Here is a 16,944-nt window from a genome sequence, read left to right as displayed (position 1 = left end):
CGAATTCTAAACCTGATCTGGCCCGACTTTCAAGGTCTGGCCAGAATCAGGTTCAGCCACCGCGTTACTCGGCGCGGTAGTTCGGCGCTTCTTTCGTGATCTGCACGTCGTGGACGTGGCTCTCGCGGATGCCGGCGGTGGTGATCTCGACGAACTCGGCCTTGTTCTTCATCTCTTCGATGGTGCCGCAGCCGCAGTAGCCCATGCTGGCGCGAACGCCGCCGGCCATCTGGTAGATGATCGAGACGATCGAGCCCTTGTAGGGCACGCGGCCCTCGATGCCCTCGGGCACGAGCTTGTCGGTGTTGGGGTTGCCGGTGGTCGATTCCTGGAAGTACCGGTCGGCACTGCCCTGCTGCATCGCGCCGATGGAGCCCATGCCGCGGTAGCTCTTGTAGCTGCGGCCCTGGTACAGCACGATCTCGCCGGGCGCCTCTTCGGTGCCGGCGAACATGCTGCCCATCATCACGGTGCTGGCGCCGGCCGCGATGGCCTTGGCGATGTCGCCCGAGTAGCGCACGCCGCCGTCGGAGATCAGCGGCACGCCGCTGCCGTGCAGCGCGGTGGCGACGCTGTCAACCGCCATGATCTGCGGCACGCCCACGCCGGCCACGATGCGGGTGGTGCAGATGGAGCCCGGGCCGATGCCGACCTTGACCGCGTCGGCACCGGCCTCGGCCAGCGCGCGCGCGGCGTCGCCGGTCGCGATGTTGCCGCCGATCACATCGATCTGCGGATAGTTCTGCTTGACCCAGCGCACGCGCTCGATCACGCCCTTGCTGTGGCCGTGCGCGGTGTCGACCACGATGGCATCGACGCCGGCCTTGACCAGCGCCTCGACGCGCTCCTCGGTGCCCTCGCCCACGCCGACCGCCGCGCCCACGCGCAGGCGGCCCGAGGCATCGCGCGCGGCGTTGGGGAAGGTGGTCTGCTTGGTGATGTCCTTGACGGTGATCAGGCCCTTGAGCTCCCAGTCGCTGTTGATCACGAGCAGGCGTTCGAGCTTGTGCTTGTTGAGCAGCGCCTTGGCCTCGGCCAGGGTGGTGCCGTCGGGCACGGTGATCAGCCGGTCGCGCTGGGTCATGATCTCGCTGACGGGCACGTCGTAGCGGTTCTCGAAGCGCAGGTCGCGCCCGGTCACGATGCCGACCACCCGGCCGGCGTCGACCACCGGGAAGCCCGAGATGCCGAGCTGGTCCGACAGCGCCATCACCTGCCGCACCGAGTGCGTGGGCGTGATCACCACCGGATCGCGCAGCACGCCCGATTCGTAGCGCTTGACCTTGGCCACTTCGGCGGCCTGCTGCTGCGCGGTGAGGTTCTTGTGCACGATCCCGATGCCGCCTTCCTGCGCGATGGCGATCGCGAGGCGGGCTTCGGTCACGGTGTCCATCGCCGCCGAGACGAGCGGGATGTTCAGCGTGATGTTTCGGGAGAATTTGGTGGCGAGGGAGGTGTCCTTGGGCAGGACCTGGGAGAACGCTGGCACCAGCAACACATCGTCGAAGGTGAGCGCTTTGCCGAGAAGGCGCATGGGTGAGGCTCCAAAAGACGGATTGTAACGAGGCCGCGGGGTATGCTGGCGGGCTCACCGCGGCTCGGCCCCGCGCGGTGCGGGCCTATCGCCCGCCCGTCGCCTCCCGCGTCGCCATTTGCCCACTGCCCGCTCTTCGGATCGCGGCGAAAACCAATCACTGCCTGTTGCAAAACGTAAGGCATCGCTAGACTTGCGCCCCATGAAGTTCCTGCTCAGCCTCCTGCTCGGATCGATCTGCCTGCTGCCCCTGGCCGCGGACGCCCAATGGCAATGGATCGACAAGAACGGCAAGAAGGTCTTCAGCGACCAGCCGCCGCCGACCGACATTCCCGAGAAGAACATCGTGCGTCGCGCCGGCCCGCCGGCGCGCACCGGCTCGGGCGTGGCGGCGCCCGAGGGCACGGCCACCACCGACAAGCCGGCCGAAGCCCCGGCCACGCCGAAGACACCGACGGTCGACAAGGACCTCGAGGAAAAGACAAAGAAGGCCGAGGCCGACGAGAAGGCCAAGCAGGCGGCCGAGGCCGCGAAGCTCGCCAAGGCCAAGGCCGAGAACTGCAGCCGCGCCCGCGAGAGCAAGGCCACCATGGACAGCGGCATGCGCATCGCGCGCGTCAACGCCAAGGGCGAGCGCGAGATCCTCGACGACAACCAGCGCGTGGCCGAGCAGCGCCGGCTGCAGTCGGTGATCGACAGCGACTGCAAGTAAGCCGCGCCAAGCGGCTCAGTACCCCGCCTTGCCGCCCTTGCGCCGGTTCGCGAACAGCCCGGTGCCGCGCGCGCCCTGCTGCTGGAAGCGCTCGCGCCGCGCCACCTTCGGATCGACCTCGAGCGCGCGGCACAGCTCGACGCGATCGCCGTCTTCGAGTGCATCGTCCCAATCGGCGCTGCGGCCCCAGATGCCGGGCGTCATCGTCTCGCGCCAATCGAGCGCGGGAAAGCGCTGAGCCAGCGTGCTGGCGCGGATCGCATCGTTCACGGTGGCGCCGGTGGGCAGGCGCAGCGGCTCCTCGAACACCTCGCGCGGTGCCGGCGAGCAGCTCAGGGTCACCTCGATCATCGGTGTTTCAGGGCGCGCCGTAGACCTGCTCGGCGCGCTTGACGAAGGCCTCGACCAGGCTCGAGGCGATGGTGTCGAACACCGGGCCCACGAGGGCCTGCAGCGCGAAGTTGCTGAAGCCGTAGCTCAGGTGCAGCTCGACGCGGCAGGCGCGTTCGCCGCCCTCGCCCACCGGCACGAATTTCCAGTGGCCGTCGAGGTTGGAGAACGGCCCGTCGACCAGCTTGAGCTGCACCTCGCGGCCGGGCACGTGGGTGTTGCGCGTGGTGAAGCTCTGGTGCAGGCCCGCGAAGGCCAGGCCGACCTCGGCGGTCATGCCGGCCTCGTCCTGCTCGATGACGCGCGCCTTGTCGCACCAGGGCAGGAACTGGGGGTACTTCGCCACATCGGTGACCAGCGCGTACATCTCTTCGGCGCTGTACCAGATGAGAACGGACTTGTTGACTGTTTTCATTGAATCGGATCGAGAGACCGATTCATTGTAGGGAGCCTCCGTGGCTCCCTACTCTCGCGGGACGGGAGCCCGCTCTCTAGTCCAGCCCTCTCAGCCCGAACGCGACCAGGCCGCCATCAGCGTGTTCGAGGGCTGCGTCTCGTCGAGCAGCTTGCGCGCGGTTTCGACGCCAGCCACCGGCAGGCCCTTCGGATCGAGCAGCCCCACCTGCACCAGCACGCTGGCCTGGTCCCAGTAGATGTGTTCGTGGTAGAGCTTGTCGCCGCGGAACTTCACGATCGCCACCAGCGGAATCTCCACCGGCCTGCCCGTGGGCGCCACGCCGGGCAGCAGCCAGTCGATCTCGCAGGTATGGGTGAAGCAGAACAGCATCTCGTCGACGATCTGCGTCGCGCCCACGGTGCGCGAGATCGGCACCAGCCGCGTGTCGGGCGGATTGCTGTTCACGAAATGGTGCTGGTAGAAGCGGCTCAACATCGCGTGCCCCACGCCGCCGGTCATGGTCGGGATGTGGTTGACGTAGGGCTCGGCCACCATGGTGGCCATGGTGTCGGCCACGTTGCGCGTGCCGAACTCGTATTCGCAGTGCTTGTCCCACAGCGCCGAGAAGTCGTAGTGCGGCCCCATCTCGCGCCGGAACGCGGCCACGCTGCGCTCGTGCGCCATCAGCGCCGAGGGCTTGTGGTAGTGGTCGCCGCCCAGGCGCGCGAAGGCATGGTCGACGCCCGGATAGACGTAGAGCTCGCACCCAGGCCGCGCGCCGAGCGTCTCGACGATGCGCGAGCGCGCCTCGGGCGGGCAGAAGCCGTCGAGCTCGGGGATGTGCAGCACCAGCCGGCCCTGGATGCGCTCGGCCTCCTCGAGCCGCTGCTCGATGCCCACGCCGTAGTAGCCCACGCAGACGTCGGCGTCGGTGCGGCAGGCCGCGAGGTAGGCGAGCTTGCCGCCCATGCAGAAGCCCAGCACGCCGGCCTTGCCCTGCTGCTCGGGCAGCGAGCGCAGCAGCGCCAGCGAAGCGGCCACGTCCTCGGTGCCCTTGTCCTCGTCGAAGCCCTTGTAGAGCGCGAAGGCCTTCTGCCAGTCGTCGGGCGCATAGCCGAGCTCGACCTCGGGCTGCTGGCGCCAGAACAGGTCGGGCGCGAGCACCACGTAGCCTTCCTCCGCGTAGTAGTCGGCCACCTGCCGCATGGTGGCGTTGACCCCGAAGATCTCCTGCGCCAGCACGATGCCGGGGCCCTTGCCCGAGGCCGGGGTGGCGAGGTAGGCGCGGAAGCTACCGCTGCCATCGATGGCCGGCACCTGCAGCCAGCGGCCCTTCTGAGCTGTCATGTCTTTCTCCTTGTTCCGAATCTCTGAGTCGTGGGGTGTACGGCCGGCTCAGGCCGGCACGCACTCGTCGCGCAGGGTGGTGAACTGGCCGCAGGCATAGAGCAGCGGCAGCCCCTGCGCATCGGTGATGCGCGCGGCCTTGACCTCGCCGATCAGCATCGCGTGGCTGTGCGCCACCATCATCTCGTCGACCACGCAGTCGAACACCGCAAGCGCGCCGCGCAGCACGGGCGCGCCGGTCACCAGCGTCTCCCAGTGCGCGGGATCGAAGCGCTCGCCGGCCTCGCCCTGGCGCGAGAAGGCCAGCGCCAGCGCCGACTGGTCGAGCGCGAGCAGGTTGACCGCCATGCGGCGGCTTTGCGCGATGGTGCGGAAGCTGCTGCCCTGCAGGTTGACGCAGGCCAGGATGCGCGCGGGCTCGGCCGAGAACGAGGTCACGGCCGTGGCCGTGAGTCCCACGGGCGTCTGCCCGTCGGTGCTCGTGACCACGGTCACGGCGCCGACCAGGCAGCGCATGGCGCGCCGGAAGTCGCCGGCGCCCACGTTGGGTTCGCAGCGCAGCGACTCGATGGCCCGGAACTCGCCGCGCATGGTCAGGCCGCCTCCGGTTGCGGCGCCAGCGAGCGCAGGTAGGCGCTGCTCGCGTCGGGCGTCATGAAGAACTCGGCGTAGTCGCGCGGATCGTTGAAGCCGTTGACGAAGCGCCGTGCCACGGCCGCGTTGCCCTGGGCCGCGCCCAGCACCTCGAGCACGTGCGGGGGCGGCGGCTGCAGCATCGCGTTGGTCCACTCGACGACGTGGCGCGCATAGCGCCAGTAGCCGTCGAAGGCCGACTGCATGAAGTCCGCGTCGAAGGCGCCCTCGCCCTGCGCGAGGATGGCGCACAGGTAGGCATCGGCGCACTTGGCGGCGTTGTTCGAACCCTGGCCGGTGATCGGATCGTTGAGGCACACCACGTCGCCCATGCCGAGCACGGCGCGGCCCGAGGGCAGCCGCCCGACCGGCTTGCGCACCGTGGGCGCGAAGCGCCCGGCCAGGATGCCGTTGTCGTCGGTCAGGCGCACGTCGCGGCAACGTTCGGCCTCCCAGGGCGTGAAGGTGTCGAGGATCGACAGCGAACGCTCGAGGTGCTGCGCGGGCGTCTTCACGTCGGCCCAGCAGTCCATCGGGCCGCCGGGCACGCCCTCGAAGACCATGATCTCGCACGGCCCGGTCACGGTCAGCGCGGGGAACACGAAGTACTCGCCGACGCCGGGGATCAGGTTGAAGTTGACGGCCGAGTACTCGGGGCGCGGCGTCATGCCGTGCACATAGGTCAGGGCCAGTGCGCGCTGCGGCTTGTCGTAGGGCGAGCGCTGCGCGTCGCGCTCGAACATCTGCGCGATCTCGCCCTTGCCGGCGGCCACGATCACGAGGTCGTGCGACTGGGTCCAGCGCTCGAGGTCCTCGATGCCCGCGTCCTGGAACAGGATCTGTCCGCCGCGTTCCTCGAAGGTCTTCATCCAGGCCGGCACCTTCACGCGCTGGTCGACCGAGCGCGCGGGCGCGTCGAGGCGGTGCGACCAGCCGAGCAGCTTCTCGCCGGGCTTCTCTGGATGCGGCACGGCGAAACCGATGCCCTCGACCGGCGGGCAGCTGTCGGCCCACTGGTCGATGCCGAGGTCGCGCTCGATCTGCAAGCTGGCGTCGAACATGCACTGGCTCGACATCACGCGGCCGGTGCGGATGTCCTCGGCGCTGCGGTTCGAGACCACGGTCACCTCGTGGCCCTCGCGCTGGAGGCCCAGCGCCAGTTGCAGGCCCGACTGGCCCGCGCCGACGATCATGAAACGGCGCGGCTTGGCGCCCTGCGATGCGATGTTGCTCATGGGTATGCCTCGTTCGTGGGTGGGGTGATGAAAGGGATGCGCCGGCCGCCTTCAGGCCGCGAGCTTGGGAATGGCCGGCTCGCCCTGCTCCGGGCCCAGGGCCGAATAGCCGCCGTCCACGGCCCAGTCGGCGCCGGTGACGAACGAGGCCTTGTGCGAGCACAGGAAGGCCACCACGTGGCCGACCTCGACCGGGTCGCCCACGCGGCCGAGCATGTGGAAGGGCCGGGCCACCGCGTCGGTCTTGGCGCGGTTGCCGCCGGTGAGCTGGTCCATCACGGCCGACCAGGTCCAGCCCGGCGAGACGGAATTGACGCGCACGTTCATCGCCGCCAGGTCCAGCGCCATGTTGCGCGTGAGCTGCACCAGCGCGGCCTTGCTCACCGGATAGAGCCAGCGGCCGGTCTGGGCCACGCCCGAGGAGATCGAGGTGAAGTTGACGATGGCGCCGCCGCCCGCGGTCTGCATGAAGGGCAGCGTGGCGCGCGCCATCATCACGGCCGAGACCACGTTGACGTCGAGCGCGGTCTGCCATTCGCCGCGCGGCGAGGCCAGGCCGTTGTCGAGGTAGCTGCAGGCCAGGTTCACGAGCGCGTGGATGCGGCCCTCGGCATCGGCCGCCTGCTCGACGCAGGCCTGCACGGCGGCGTCGTCGGTGATGTCGGTGGCGATGAATTTCGCACCGATCTCGCGCGCCACCGCCTCGCCGCGCGCCACGTCGATGTCGGCCAGCACCACGCGTGCACCGGCATCGCGCAGGCAGCGGGCCACGCCCGCACCGATGAGGGTCGCGCCACCGGTGACGAGCACCGTCCTGTCCTGCAAGTCCTTGTCGCTCATGCCTTTTCTCCTGGTTGGTCCCGTTGTCAATTGCTTGCAGTTACTTTAGATTTGAAGGATTCAGACCCCAATCCGGATTGCGCAGCCGCTGTCCGCAAAACGCATTTATTCGCTGCCCCCACGCCGCCCCGCATGGAACACGCTGTCGCTGCATCGGCCTCGCTTCCCCTGTCGCGCTATGCCGTCATCGCCACGCCCGACCTCGACGAGGCGCGCGACGAGGTGGCGCGCATCTTCTGTCCGCACCGGCTGCACCTCGGGCACGGCAGTTCGCGCTTCGACGCGCGCCACCACGTCGCGCCGCTGGGCGACATCTCGCTGAACTACGTGCAGTACGGCGCCGAGGTCGAGATCGATCCCGGCTGCCTCGGCGACTTCTATCTGCTGCAGATCCCGCTCAGGGGCAACGCCCGCATCGAATGGGCCGGCCGCTCCTTCACCTCCGACGCGCACCGGGCCTCGCTGGCCTCGCCGAGCCAGCCGCTGCGCATGCGCTGGGGCGACGACACGCCGCACCTGATCGTGAAGATCGGCAAGGCGGTGGTGCAGCGCCACTGGGAGTCGCTCTGCGGCGAGCCGGCCGGTGCGCGGCCGCTCGAGTTCGAGCCCGAGATCGCGCTCGACGAGGGCGCGGGCGCGAGCGTGAAGCACCTGGTCGAGTTCCTCGCGCAGGAGCTCTCGTGCGGCCGCACGCCGCTGACCACGCCCTTCCTGGCCCAGGCCGAATCGGGCCTGATCCACACCCTGCTGGGCCAGTTGCCGCACAACCAGAGCGCGCGCCTGGGCGCCGAGCGCGGCGACGTCTCGCCGCGCGCGCTGCGCCGTGCCCGCGAGTACATCGAGGCCCACCTGCCCGATGCGCTCACGGTCGACGAGATCGCCTCGGCCAGCGGACTGTGCGTGCGCAGCCTGCAGGTGGCGTTCCGCCAGCATGCGGGCCAGACGCCGATGGCCTACCTGCGCGAGCGGCGGCTGCTCGCGGTGCACGAGCGCCTGAGCGAGCCGGGCGCCGACACCACCGTGACCTCGGTCGCGCTGCAGTTCGGCTTTGCCCACCTCGGGCGCTTCGCGCAGGACTACGCGCGCCGCTTCGGCGAATCGCCCCATCGCACGCTGCAGCGGCAGCGCTGAAGGCACCTGCTGCCACTTTCATAGAATCCACGCCCTGTGCATGCCGGGCGGTTGTCCGGGCGCCATGCGCCCCCAAATGACAACGATGGCCACCAAGAAACAAGACACCTCCTCCCGCATCGCCGACAACAAGAAGGCCGCGTACAACTATTTCTTCGAGGAACGCTTCGAGGCCGGCATGGTGCTGGAAGGCTGGGAAGTGAAGGCGCTGCGCGAAGGCAAGGTGCAGCTCACCGACGGCTACGTGGTGATCCGCGACGGCGAGATGTTCGTGCTGGGCTGCCAGATCAACCCGCTCAAGAGCGCCTCGACCCACGTGACGCCCGACTCGGTGCGCACCAAGAAGCTGTTGCTGCACAAGGAGGAGATCCGCCGCCTGACCGGCAAGGTCGAGCAGAAGGGCTACACCCTGGTGCCGCTGAACCTGCACTGGAAGGCCGGCAAGGTGAAGTGCGAGATCGCGCTGGCCAAGGGCAAGGCCGAGCACGACAAGCGCGACACCATCAAGGACCGCGAAGGCAAGCGCGAAGTCGAGCGCGCGATGAAGAGCCGCAGCCGCTGAGCCGCGGCGTTCGCGCTTTTTTTGCGCGGCCATGGAATAAACGCGGCGCCGCGGGCGTTCATGCAGGTGTCGCCGGATCGTCCGGCGCCACAACCAGGAGCTCTTCCATGCCGCTGACCTCGCGCCGCCTTCCCTTCCTCGCCGCCACGCTGCTGGCCGCCGGTTTCCTCTCGCTGCCCGCCGCGGCCCAACCCAAGGCCGCCGATGGCGCCCTGGTCGGCCCCAACGGCATGACCCTCTACACCTTCGACAAGGACACGGCCGGCAACGGCAAGTCGGTCTGCAACGGCCAGTGCGCCACCAACTGGCCGCCATACATGGCGGCCGATGGCGACAAGGCCGCGGGCGACTTCAGCATCGTGACGCGCGACGACGGCAAGAAGCAGTGGGCCGCCAAGGGCTGGCCGCTGTACTACTGGATCAAGGACACGAAGCCCGGCGACAAGACCGGCGACGGCGTCAACGGCAGCTGGAAGACCGCCAAGCCCTGAGCCCGGGCCTTCCCGCCTTCCATGGACGCCCGCCAGCTCGCCCCGCACATTCCCGGCCTGCGCCGTTATGCGCGCGCGCTGACCGGCAATGCCTGGGCCGCCGACGACCTGGTGCAGGACACGCTCGAGCGTGCCTGCAGCAAGTGGCGGCTGTGGGTGGCGGGCAGCGACCTGCGCGCCTGGCTGTTCGCGATCATGCACAACCTCTTCGCGAGCCAGGTACGCCGCGCACCGCCGCCGCATGCGGCCGTGTCGCTCGACGAACTGCCGCCCGAACAGCAGGGCGGCGTCGATCCCGGCCGCGACCACGGCGTGCGGCTCGACCTGCAACGCTGCCTGCTGCAGCTGCCGGAAGAGCAACGCGCCGTGCTGCTGCTGGTGACGCTCGAAGACCTGTCCTATGCCGAGGTCGCGAAGGTGCTCGGCATTCCGCTGGGCACCGTAATGTCGCGGCTGTCGCGCGCCCGCGTGCGGCTGCAGGAACTGCTCGACGGCGCGGCCGTAGCCGGCACGTCGGCGGGCACACTGGCGGGCAGTGCGGCCCCGCGCCCCGGCCTGCGCCGCCTCAAGTAACGCCATGAACCGCCCCGCCCCGCCCCCTTCCGACGACGACCTGCACGCCTGGGTCGACGGCCAGCTCGCGCCCGAGCGCCGCGCCGCCGTCGAGGCCGCGCTGGCCGACGATCCGGCCCTCGCAGCCCGGGTTTCGCTCTGGCAGGCGCAGCGCGACACGCTGCGGCAACTGCATGCCGAATTGCTCCATGAACCCGCGCCGGCCCACCTGTCGGCCGTGCTCGAACGCGAGGCCGCGCCGCGCGACGGCTGGTGGCGCTGGGGCGGCATCGCGGCCGGCCTGTTGATCGCCTTCGGCGCCGGCTGGCTCGGCAATGCCCAATGGAGCGCCACCCAGCGCCCGGGCACCGCGCTGGCGCGCGCGCCGGCGGTGCGCGAATTCGTCCATGCGGCCTCGCTCGCGCACCAGGTCTACACGCCCGAGAAGCGCCATCCGGTCGAGGTGGCCGCGGCCGAGCAGCAGCACCTGGTGCAGTGGCTGTCGCGGCGGCTCGACCGGCCGCTCAAGGTGCCGGACTTCTCGACCCTGGGCTACACGCTGGTCGGCGGCCGGCTGCTGCCCGGCGAGAACGGCGCCCGGGCCCAGTTCATGTTCGAGGATGCGGCCGGCGAGCGCGTCACGCTCTATGTCGGCCAGCTCGATCCCAAGACCGCGGGCGCCAAACCGGCCCCCGCGCCCGAGACCGCCTTCCGCTTCGCCACCGAGGGCGCCGTGCCCAGCTTCTACTGGGTCGACCAGGGTTTCGGCTACGCGGTGGCCGGCCGGCTGCCGCGCGAGACCCTGATGAAACTGGCGACGCTGGCCTACCGGGATCTGTCTTGAGCGCGGCATACACTCGGCCGGTTCGCGCATGCATTCCCTCATTTCCATGTTCGCGATCACTCAACGAAGGAGAAACTGCATGAAATTGCTCAGCGCCTCGATCCTCGCGGCCGCCCTGCTCGCCGGCTGCGGCAGCATGTCCAACCAGAGCGCCAGCGCGCCCGACACCCCGACGCGCACCGCCGACGGCGTGCTCGTCGGCCCGAACGGCATGACGCTCTACACCTTCACCAAGGATGCCGCCGGTTCGGGCACCTCGGCCTGCAACGGCCAGTGCGCGACCAACTGGCCGCCGCTGGGCGTGGCCGAGACCGCCCGGCCGATGGGTGGCTACACCATCATCATCCGCGAGGACGGCAAGCGCCAATGGGCCTACAAGGGCTGGCCGCTGTACTACTGGGCCAAGGACGCCAAGCCGGGCGACAAGACCGGCGACGGCTTCGCCAACGGCGCCTGGAAGCTCGCGCGTCCCTGAGACCGCGCTCGTCACCCCGGGGCTCGCGCCCGGGTGATCCACGCCACGAAGGCGGCCCGCAACGGCCGCCTTTTTCGTTTCCGGGCCCGGCGCGCGCAGACGGCAGAATGGCCCGATGCCTTCGAATGCCAACCTCGACGCTTTCGCCGCCCTGCTCCCCCTGGGGCTGATCACCGACGAACAGCACGATGCCGTGCTGGCCCACCCCGGCTTCCCCACGCTGGCGCCGTTGCCGAGCCCGGCCCATGCGCTGGACTGGATGCAGCAGCAGGGGCTGATCGACCCCGTGGCCTCGCACGTGCTGCGCATCCAGCTCGACCGGCGCGTCGAGCGCAACGAGCTCGACCGCGGCACGCGCGACGAGGCCGTGGAGGTCGCCGAGCAGGCCGAGGCGCTGCACCGGCTCGGCGAGCGCGGCATCGTGCGCGAGGCCGTGCTCGAGCTGCACGCGGACGGCCGCCTCGACGCCGAGGCGCGCGACGAGGCACTGGAGCGCGTGCCGGTCAGCGGCGCCGCTCCCGACCCCGAGGCCGCGCACGCCTGGCTCGACCCCGAGCCCTTCGAGGCGCTGGTCCTCCAGGGCCTGGTCGACGCGCCCCGGCTCGCCGCCGCGCGCGCCCATCCCGAATACGCGAGCCTGCCCAAGCCACCCACGCCGGCCCATGCCTATGCCTGGATGCGGCTGCGCGGGCTGCTGCCGGCCGAGAACGAGGACCAGGATGCGCTGATCGAGCGCATCGTCGCGACCCACGGCGATTCGATGGCCGAGGACGCGGAAGACACGCTCGACGAATCCGACGAGCTGCTCGAGGCCGGCGCGCTCGGTCTCTCGCATGCGGTGGTGCAGGCACTGCGCGACGACGGCCTGCTCGACGCCGAAGACCTCGAGGAGGCGCTGCCGTGGGTGCCGCTGGTGTCCGACCAGCGAGCCGACCCGGCCACCGCCCTCGCCTGGCTCGTGACCGATGGCTGGCTCGAGGAAGAGCGCTTCGAGGCCATCGCCGCGCGCGTGGAGGCCGAGCCGGCCTTCGTCGGCGCGGACGAACGGCGGCAGATCATCGCGCAGGCGCGCGAACGCATCGCGGCCGAGAACGCGAGCTCGAAGGTCATGGCGCGCAGGCGCTCGACGGGGCTGCGGCCCCCGCGCTGGCTCGGCGTGCTCGCGGTGATCGCGATGATCGGCGCGGCGGGCGCGTACCTGTGGAAGCTGAACGCCCTGCCGGCCTGCAACAGCGACCTGGCGCGGCGCGAACTCGACGGCCTGGTATCGAGCACCAGCAACGACGAGCGGTTGCGTTCCGAGCCCGGCGTCGAGGCTCGCGTGAGCGCGCTGCACGAGATCGGCTTCCTCAAGGCCGACAAGGTGCGCGGCTGCCTGGCCACCCTGTCGCGCGACGGGAAGACCGAGACCATCGGTTTCACCATCGGGTCCGACAGCGGCGGCTCGAGCGGCGACACGGTGGTGCGCGGCGCCGAGGCGGCGATCGTCGAGGCGCGCTTCGGCGCGCTCGATGCCGAAGGCCGCCCGCAGCACAACGCCGAGCCGGTCGGCCGGCTGGCGCTCGCGGACGCGCTGCGCGAAGGCGTGGACAACCTGGAAGCGCGCATGCGGGCGCCCAAGAACCTGCAGGAACGCCTGCGCGCGCTGCGCGAAGCGCCGCTCATGGCGATCGATCCGGACCCCAGGCTCACGCTGACCGAGATCGAACCCGCCGGCGCCTGCCAAGCCGGGGACGGGCAGCAGCAGGTCTGCCCGGTGGTGATGGTCTACGACGACCGCCGGCTCGGCGCGCTCGGCGGCGTGCAAGCCAGCAATGCCGCGTCGCTGCCGCTGCGCGCCGAGATCACGCTGGCGCCCGACGACACCGGCATCTGGCGCGTGGCCGGCGATTTCGAACGCAGCTTCGCGATGGCGGTGGTCGAGGCGCGGCTCACGAAACAGGGCGTGAGCGATGCCGCGCTGGGACCGCTCGAACTGCCCGAGCCGCCGCCACCCCCGCCGACGCTCGTAATGCCGAAGCTGCCGCCGCCCAAGACGCGATAACCAGCGCGCCGATTGGCGCGCTCAGTGCGCGCCCGGCACGGCCTGGTCGGCCACCGTCGTGCGCCGCCCGCGCAGCGCCAGCAGCTCGTTGAACAGCAGCGCGCCGATCACCATGGCGCCGCCGGTCAGCACGCTGGGAGCCGGTTTCTCGTTCGCGCCAAGCCAGGCCAGCGCGATGCCGAAGATCACCTCGAGCAGGGCCAGCAACGCCACCTCGGGTGCCTTCAGCACGCTGGCGCACAGCACCGACAGCACGCAGGGAATCGCGAGCTGGAACAGGCCGAGAAAAGCCAGCAGGCCGAGGTCGTGGGCGCTGGCGCGGAACGGCATGGCCAGCGGCAAGGTGGCGAGCGTGCACAGCACGGCGCCGACCAGCACCGCGGGCACGAGGTCGATGCGCTGGCCCCTGGCCTGCGCATGCTGCACCACGGTCCAGTTGGCGGCGCCGGCCAGCGGCACGCACAGCGCGACCAGCGTGCCCAGCAGCGAACCGCCCGCCCCGCCCGTACCACCGAGCAGCTGCGCGCCGTACATCCATCCGATGCCCAGCCCCGCCACCACGATGGCGAGCCAGGTGCGCGCCGGCAGCCTGTGGCCGATGAACAGCCGCGCCGCGAGCGCAGTGAGCAGCGGCCCGAGCGACATGGTGACCAGCACGCTCGCGGTGGACGCCAGCGTGAGCGCCACCATGAAGGCCGTGAACATCACGGCCCAGCACAGGCCCGAGATCCAGAGTTCGCGCCCGCCGGCCAGCAGCGCGCGGAACACCTTCGGCCCGCGCCACAGCGGCAGGATCGCGCACAGCGACAGCACGGTGAACAGGCCGCGCCAGAAGGTGATCTCGAAACTGTGCGCGCCCTCGAGATGGCGCGTGACCATGCCCGCCGTGCCCCACATCAGGGTCACGGCCACCATCAGCCCCACGGCGCCGCCGTGGGTCAGGTGCAGGGGCATGGCGCGGAGGCGGTCCTCAGACGGCCGATTCGCGGCTCGCGCGCTTGCGCTCGTGTTCCTTCAGGAAGCGCTTGCGCAGGCGCACGCTCTTGGGCGTGATCTCGACCAGCTCGTCGTCCTCGATGAACTCGACGCCGTATTCGAGCGTGAGGTCGATCGGCGGCGTGATCTTGATCGCGTCTTCCTTGCCCGAGACGCGGAAGTTCGTGAGCTGCTTGGTGCGGGTGGCGTTCACCACCAGGTCGTTGTCGCGGCTGTGGATGCCGACGATCATGCCTTCGTACACCGGATCGTTCGCCTTCACGAACATGCGGCCGCGGTCGTCGAGCTTGCCGAGGGCGTAGGTGAAGATTTCACCGTCATCCATCGAGATCAGCACGCCGTTCTTGCGGCTGCCGATCTCGCCCTTGTGCGGCTCGTAGCTGTCGAAGATGTTGCTGATCAGGCCCGAACCGCGCGTCAGGTTCAGGAATTCGTTGGTGAAGCCGATCAGGCCTCGCGCCGGGATGCGGTACTCGAGGCGCACGCGGCCACGGCCGTCCGGTTCCATGTTGACCAGTTCGCCCTTGCGCTCGCCCAGGGCCTGCATCACGCCGCCCTGGTGCTGCTCCTCGATGTCGGCCGTCACCAGCTCGATCGGCTCGTGCTTCTCGCCGTTGACGTTGCGGAACACCACGCGCGGCTTCGAGACGGCCATCTCGTAGCCTTCGCGGCGCATGTTCTCCAGCAGGATGGTCAGGTGCAGTTCACCGCGGCCCATGACCTCGAACACGCCTTCTTCGTCGGTCTCGTTCACGCGCAGCGCCACGTTGTGCTGCAGTTCCTTCTGCAGGCGGTCCCAGATCTGGCGGCTGGTGACGTACTTGCCTTCGCGGCCGGCCAGCGGGCTGGTGTTGACGCAGAAGTTCATGGTCAGCGTGGGCTCGTCGACCTTGAGCATCGGCAGCGGCGCCGGGCTCGCGGGGTCGGTCACGGTGACGCCGATGCCGATGTCGGCGATGCCGTTGATCAGCACGATCTCGCCCGGGCCGGCTTCGGTGGCCTGCACGCGGTCCAGGCCCTGGAAGGTCAGCACCTGGTTGATGCGGCCCTTGACGGACTGGCCGTCCGGGCCTTCCATCACCAGCACGTCCATCATCGGCTTCAGCGTGCCCTGGCTGATGCGGCCCACGCCGATGCGACCGACGAAGGTCGAGAAGTCGAGGGCCGAGATCTGCAGCTGCAGCGGCGCGGCCGGGTCGCCCTTCTGCGAGGGCACGTGCTTCAGGATGGTGTCGAACAGGGCCGACATGTCGGGACCCCACTGCTCGCCGGGCGCGCCCTCTTCGAGCGAGGACCAGCCATTGATGCCCGAGGCGTAGACCACGGGGAAGTCGAGCTGTTCGTCGGTCGCGCCGAGCTTGTCGAACAGGTCGAAGGCGGCGTTCACCACCTTGTCGGGGTTGGCACCGGGCTTGTCGACCTTGTTCACCACCAGGATCGGCTTGAGGCCCAGGGCCAGTGCCTTCTTGGTCACGAAGCGCGTCTGCGGCATCGGGCCTTCCTGCGCGTCGATCAGCAGCACCACGCCGTCGACCATCGACAGCGCGCGTTCCACTTCACCGCCGAAGTCCGCGTGGCCGGGGGTGTCGACGATGTTGATGTGCGTGCCCTGCCAGGTCACGGCGCAGTTCTTCGCCAGGATCGTGATACCACGTTCCTTTTCGATCGCGTTGTTGTCCATCACCGTGTCGACGACCTTCTCGTGCTCGGCGAAGGTGCCCGATTGGCGCAGCAGCTGGTCGACCATCGTGGTCTTGCCATGGTCCACGTGGGCAATGATGGCGATATTGCGGATTTGCTTGGTCATGGTGTCGCTTCGGTCTGTGGTGCGTTCAAAAGAATTTGCTGGATTTCGATGGGGTTCAGCAAGCGCCCCGGGATCAGTTCATGGGCGGCCACGTGGGCCGTGCCGAGGAAGGCCGGGGGCGATTCGCCGAACACCGCGACCCGGGCCGCATCGGCCCACGGCCCGCGCCGACGCAGGCCGGACAGAAAGCGCCCTGCATCCTCGCTGCCCAGCGTGACGATCGTGTGGCCCTCGACCAGGCATTCGGCAGGCAACAACCGCGCCAGCCGCTCGTCCTCGTCCATGGCCTCGAGGGCCTCGAGCGTGATGCACTGGGCCGCCACGAAGCCGCCGGTGGCGGTGCGGCGCAGCGAGCTCAGGTGGGCGCCGCAGCCCAGCGCCTCGCCGATGTCCTCGCCCAGGGTGCGGATGTAGGTGCCCTTGCTGACCGAGGCCTCGATGCGGATGACATCGGCCGCGGTCTGCGCGATCTTCAGCGCATGGATGACGACGTCGCGCGGCGCGCGCTCGACCTCGATGCCCTCGCGCGCGTATTCATAGAGTGCCTTGCCGTCCTTCTTGAGCGCGCTGTGCATCGGCGGCACCTGGCGGATCGGGCCGGTGTAGAGCGCCTCGGCGCGCGCCAGGTCCTCGGCCGTGACCTGGACCGGACGTTCGGCGATCACCTCGCCCTCGGCATCGCCGGTGGCGGTGCGGATGCCCAGCCGCGCGGTGGCGACGTAGGTCTTGTCGGCGTCGAGGTGCAGCTGGCTGAACTTGGTGGCCGCGCCGAAGCACAGCGGCAGCACGCCGGTGGCCAGCGGATCGAGCGTGCCGGTATGGCCCGCCTTCTCGGCGCGCAGCAGCCACTTGGCCTTCTGCAAGGCCTGGTTGCTGGACAGTCCCAGCGGTTTGTCGAGCAGCAACACCCCATGCACAGGGCGCCGCTGCACCCTTGTGCGTGGCGCATTCATG

Annotated in this window: 18 protein-coding genes; 8 read left to right on the top strand and 10 right to left on the bottom strand. The window is 69.7% G+C overall.

Annotated elements, in window-relative coordinates:
• Window positions 1-64: 64 nt before the first annotated feature.
• Entirely contained in the window at window positions 65-1,534 is a 1,470-nt protein-coding gene (gene guaB / locus BM109_RS07460) for an IMP dehydrogenase (protein ID WP_093341788.1), read from the bottom strand.
• 202 nt (window positions 1,535-1,736) lie between these two features.
• On the opposite strand from guaB, the gene BM109_RS07455 reads away from it, so the two are divergent.
• Window positions 1,737-2,246 carry a DUF4124 domain-containing protein gene (locus tag BM109_RS07455; RefSeq protein WP_093341787.1) on the top strand — a complete coding sequence of 170 codons (510 nt, stop codon included), beginning with the start codon at window positions 1,737-1,739 and terminating at the stop codon, window positions 2,244-2,246.
• A gap of 15 nt (window positions 2,247-2,261) precedes the next feature.
• Here BM109_RS07455 and BM109_RS07450 read toward each other — a convergent pair whose 3' ends face one another.
• From BM109_RS07450 to BM109_RS07425, 6 genes are all read right to left on the bottom strand, one after another.
• Window positions 2,262-2,597: an RnfH family protein gene (locus tag BM109_RS07450; protein ID WP_093341785.1), complete on the bottom strand. Its 336-nt coding sequence runs from the start codon at window positions 2,595-2,597 to the stop codon at window positions 2,262-2,264.
• A 7-nt stretch (window positions 2,598-2,604) separates the two neighbouring features.
• Complete coding sequence (locus BM109_RS07445; protein ID WP_093341784.1) at window positions 2,605-3,051, bottom strand: type II toxin-antitoxin system RatA family toxin; 447 nt, start codon at window positions 3,049-3,051, stop codon at window positions 2,605-2,607.
• Window positions 3,052-3,141: 90 nt separating this feature from the next.
• Window positions 3,142-4,380, bottom strand: a complete 1,239-nt coding sequence (locus tag BM109_RS07440; protein WP_093341782.1) for a dienelactone hydrolase family protein — start codon at window positions 4,378-4,380, stop codon at window positions 3,142-3,144.
• A 48-nt stretch (window positions 4,381-4,428) separates the two neighbouring features.
• Complete coding sequence (locus BM109_RS07435; protein WP_057591703.1) at window positions 4,429-4,971, bottom strand: flavin reductase family protein; 543 nt, start codon at window positions 4,969-4,971, stop codon at window positions 4,429-4,431.
• Window positions 4,972-4,973: 2 nt separating this feature from the next.
• Window positions 4,974-6,248 carry a styrene monooxygenase/indole monooxygenase family protein gene (locus tag BM109_RS07430; protein WP_093341781.1) on the bottom strand — a complete coding sequence of 425 codons (1,275 nt, stop codon included), beginning with the start codon at window positions 6,246-6,248 and terminating at the stop codon, window positions 4,974-4,976.
• A gap of 51 nt (window positions 6,249-6,299) precedes the next feature.
• Window positions 6,300-7,088: an SDR family oxidoreductase gene (locus tag BM109_RS07425; protein WP_093341779.1), complete on the bottom strand. Its 789-nt coding sequence runs from the start codon at window positions 7,086-7,088 to the stop codon at window positions 6,300-6,302.
• A 132-nt stretch (window positions 7,089-7,220) separates the two neighbouring features.
• On the opposite strand from BM109_RS07425, the gene BM109_RS07420 reads away from it, so the two are divergent.
• The 7 genes from BM109_RS07420 (at window position 7,221) to BM109_RS07390 (ending at window position 13,187) form a co-directional block, all read left to right on the top strand.
• Window positions 7,221-8,219: an AraC family transcriptional regulator gene (locus tag BM109_RS07420; protein ID WP_093341778.1), complete on the top strand. Its 999-nt coding sequence runs from the start codon at window positions 7,221-7,223 to the stop codon at window positions 8,217-8,219.
• An 85-nt stretch (window positions 8,220-8,304) separates the two neighbouring features.
• Window positions 8,305-8,781 (top strand): SsrA-binding protein SmpB, encoded by a 477-nt coding sequence (gene smpB, locus BM109_RS07415; protein ID WP_057591776.1) that lies wholly within the window; start codon window positions 8,305-8,307, stop codon window positions 8,779-8,781.
• Between the two features lie 107 nt (window positions 8,782-8,888).
• Window positions 8,889-9,272, top strand: a complete 384-nt coding sequence (locus BM109_RS07410; protein WP_093341776.1) for a COG4315 family predicted lipoprotein — start codon at window positions 8,889-8,891, stop codon at window positions 9,270-9,272.
• A 21-nt stretch (window positions 9,273-9,293) separates the two neighbouring features.
• Window positions 9,294-9,845 (top strand): sigma-70 family RNA polymerase sigma factor, encoded by a 552-nt coding sequence (locus tag BM109_RS07405; RefSeq protein WP_093341775.1) that lies wholly within the window; start codon window positions 9,294-9,296, stop codon window positions 9,843-9,845.
• Between the two features lie 4 nt (window positions 9,846-9,849).
• Window positions 9,850-10,668 (top strand): anti-sigma factor family protein, encoded by an 819-nt coding sequence (locus BM109_RS07400; RefSeq protein ID WP_093341774.1) that lies wholly within the window; start codon window positions 9,850-9,852, stop codon window positions 10,666-10,668.
• Between the two features lie 79 nt (window positions 10,669-10,747).
• Entirely contained in the window at window positions 10,748-11,143 is a 396-nt protein-coding gene (locus BM109_RS07395; protein ID WP_093341773.1) for a COG4315 family predicted lipoprotein, read from the top strand.
• Window positions 11,144-11,258: 115 nt separating this feature from the next.
• Window positions 11,259-13,187, top strand: coding sequence for a hypothetical protein (locus tag BM109_RS07390; RefSeq protein WP_093341771.1), 1,929 nt, complete (start codon window positions 11,259-11,261; stop codon window positions 13,185-13,187).
• A 21-nt stretch (window positions 13,188-13,208) separates the two neighbouring features.
• On the opposite strand, the gene BM109_RS07385 is transcribed toward BM109_RS07390, so the two are convergent.
• Genes BM109_RS07385 through truB form a run of 3 tightly spaced genes read right to left on the bottom strand, consistent with a single transcriptional unit; the run spans window position 13,209 to window position 16,943 of the window.
• On the bottom strand, window positions 13,209-14,141 hold the full coding sequence (locus BM109_RS07385; protein ID WP_177239271.1) for a DMT family transporter: 933 nt from the start codon (window positions 14,139-14,141) through the stop codon (window positions 13,209-13,211).
• Between the two features lie 16 nt (window positions 14,142-14,157).
• Complete coding sequence (gene typA / locus BM109_RS07380) at window positions 14,158-15,990, bottom strand: translational GTPase TypA (protein WP_093341770.1); 1,833 nt, start codon at window positions 15,988-15,990, stop codon at window positions 14,158-14,160.
• Window positions 15,987-16,943, bottom strand: a complete 957-nt coding sequence (gene truB, locus BM109_RS07375; protein ID WP_093341768.1) for a tRNA pseudouridine(55) synthase TruB — start codon at window positions 16,941-16,943, stop codon at window positions 15,987-15,989. Before truB ends, typA begins: the two co-directional genes overlap by 4 nt.
• Window position 16,944 lies beyond the last annotated feature (1 nt).

Origin of the sequence: Variovorax sp. PDC80 (genome assembly GCF_900115375.1) — a bacterium.
Classification (GTDB): domain Bacteria; phylum Pseudomonadota; class Gammaproteobacteria; order Burkholderiales; family Burkholderiaceae_C; genus Variovorax.
This window is presented reverse-complemented; position numbering and strand designations above follow the sequence as displayed.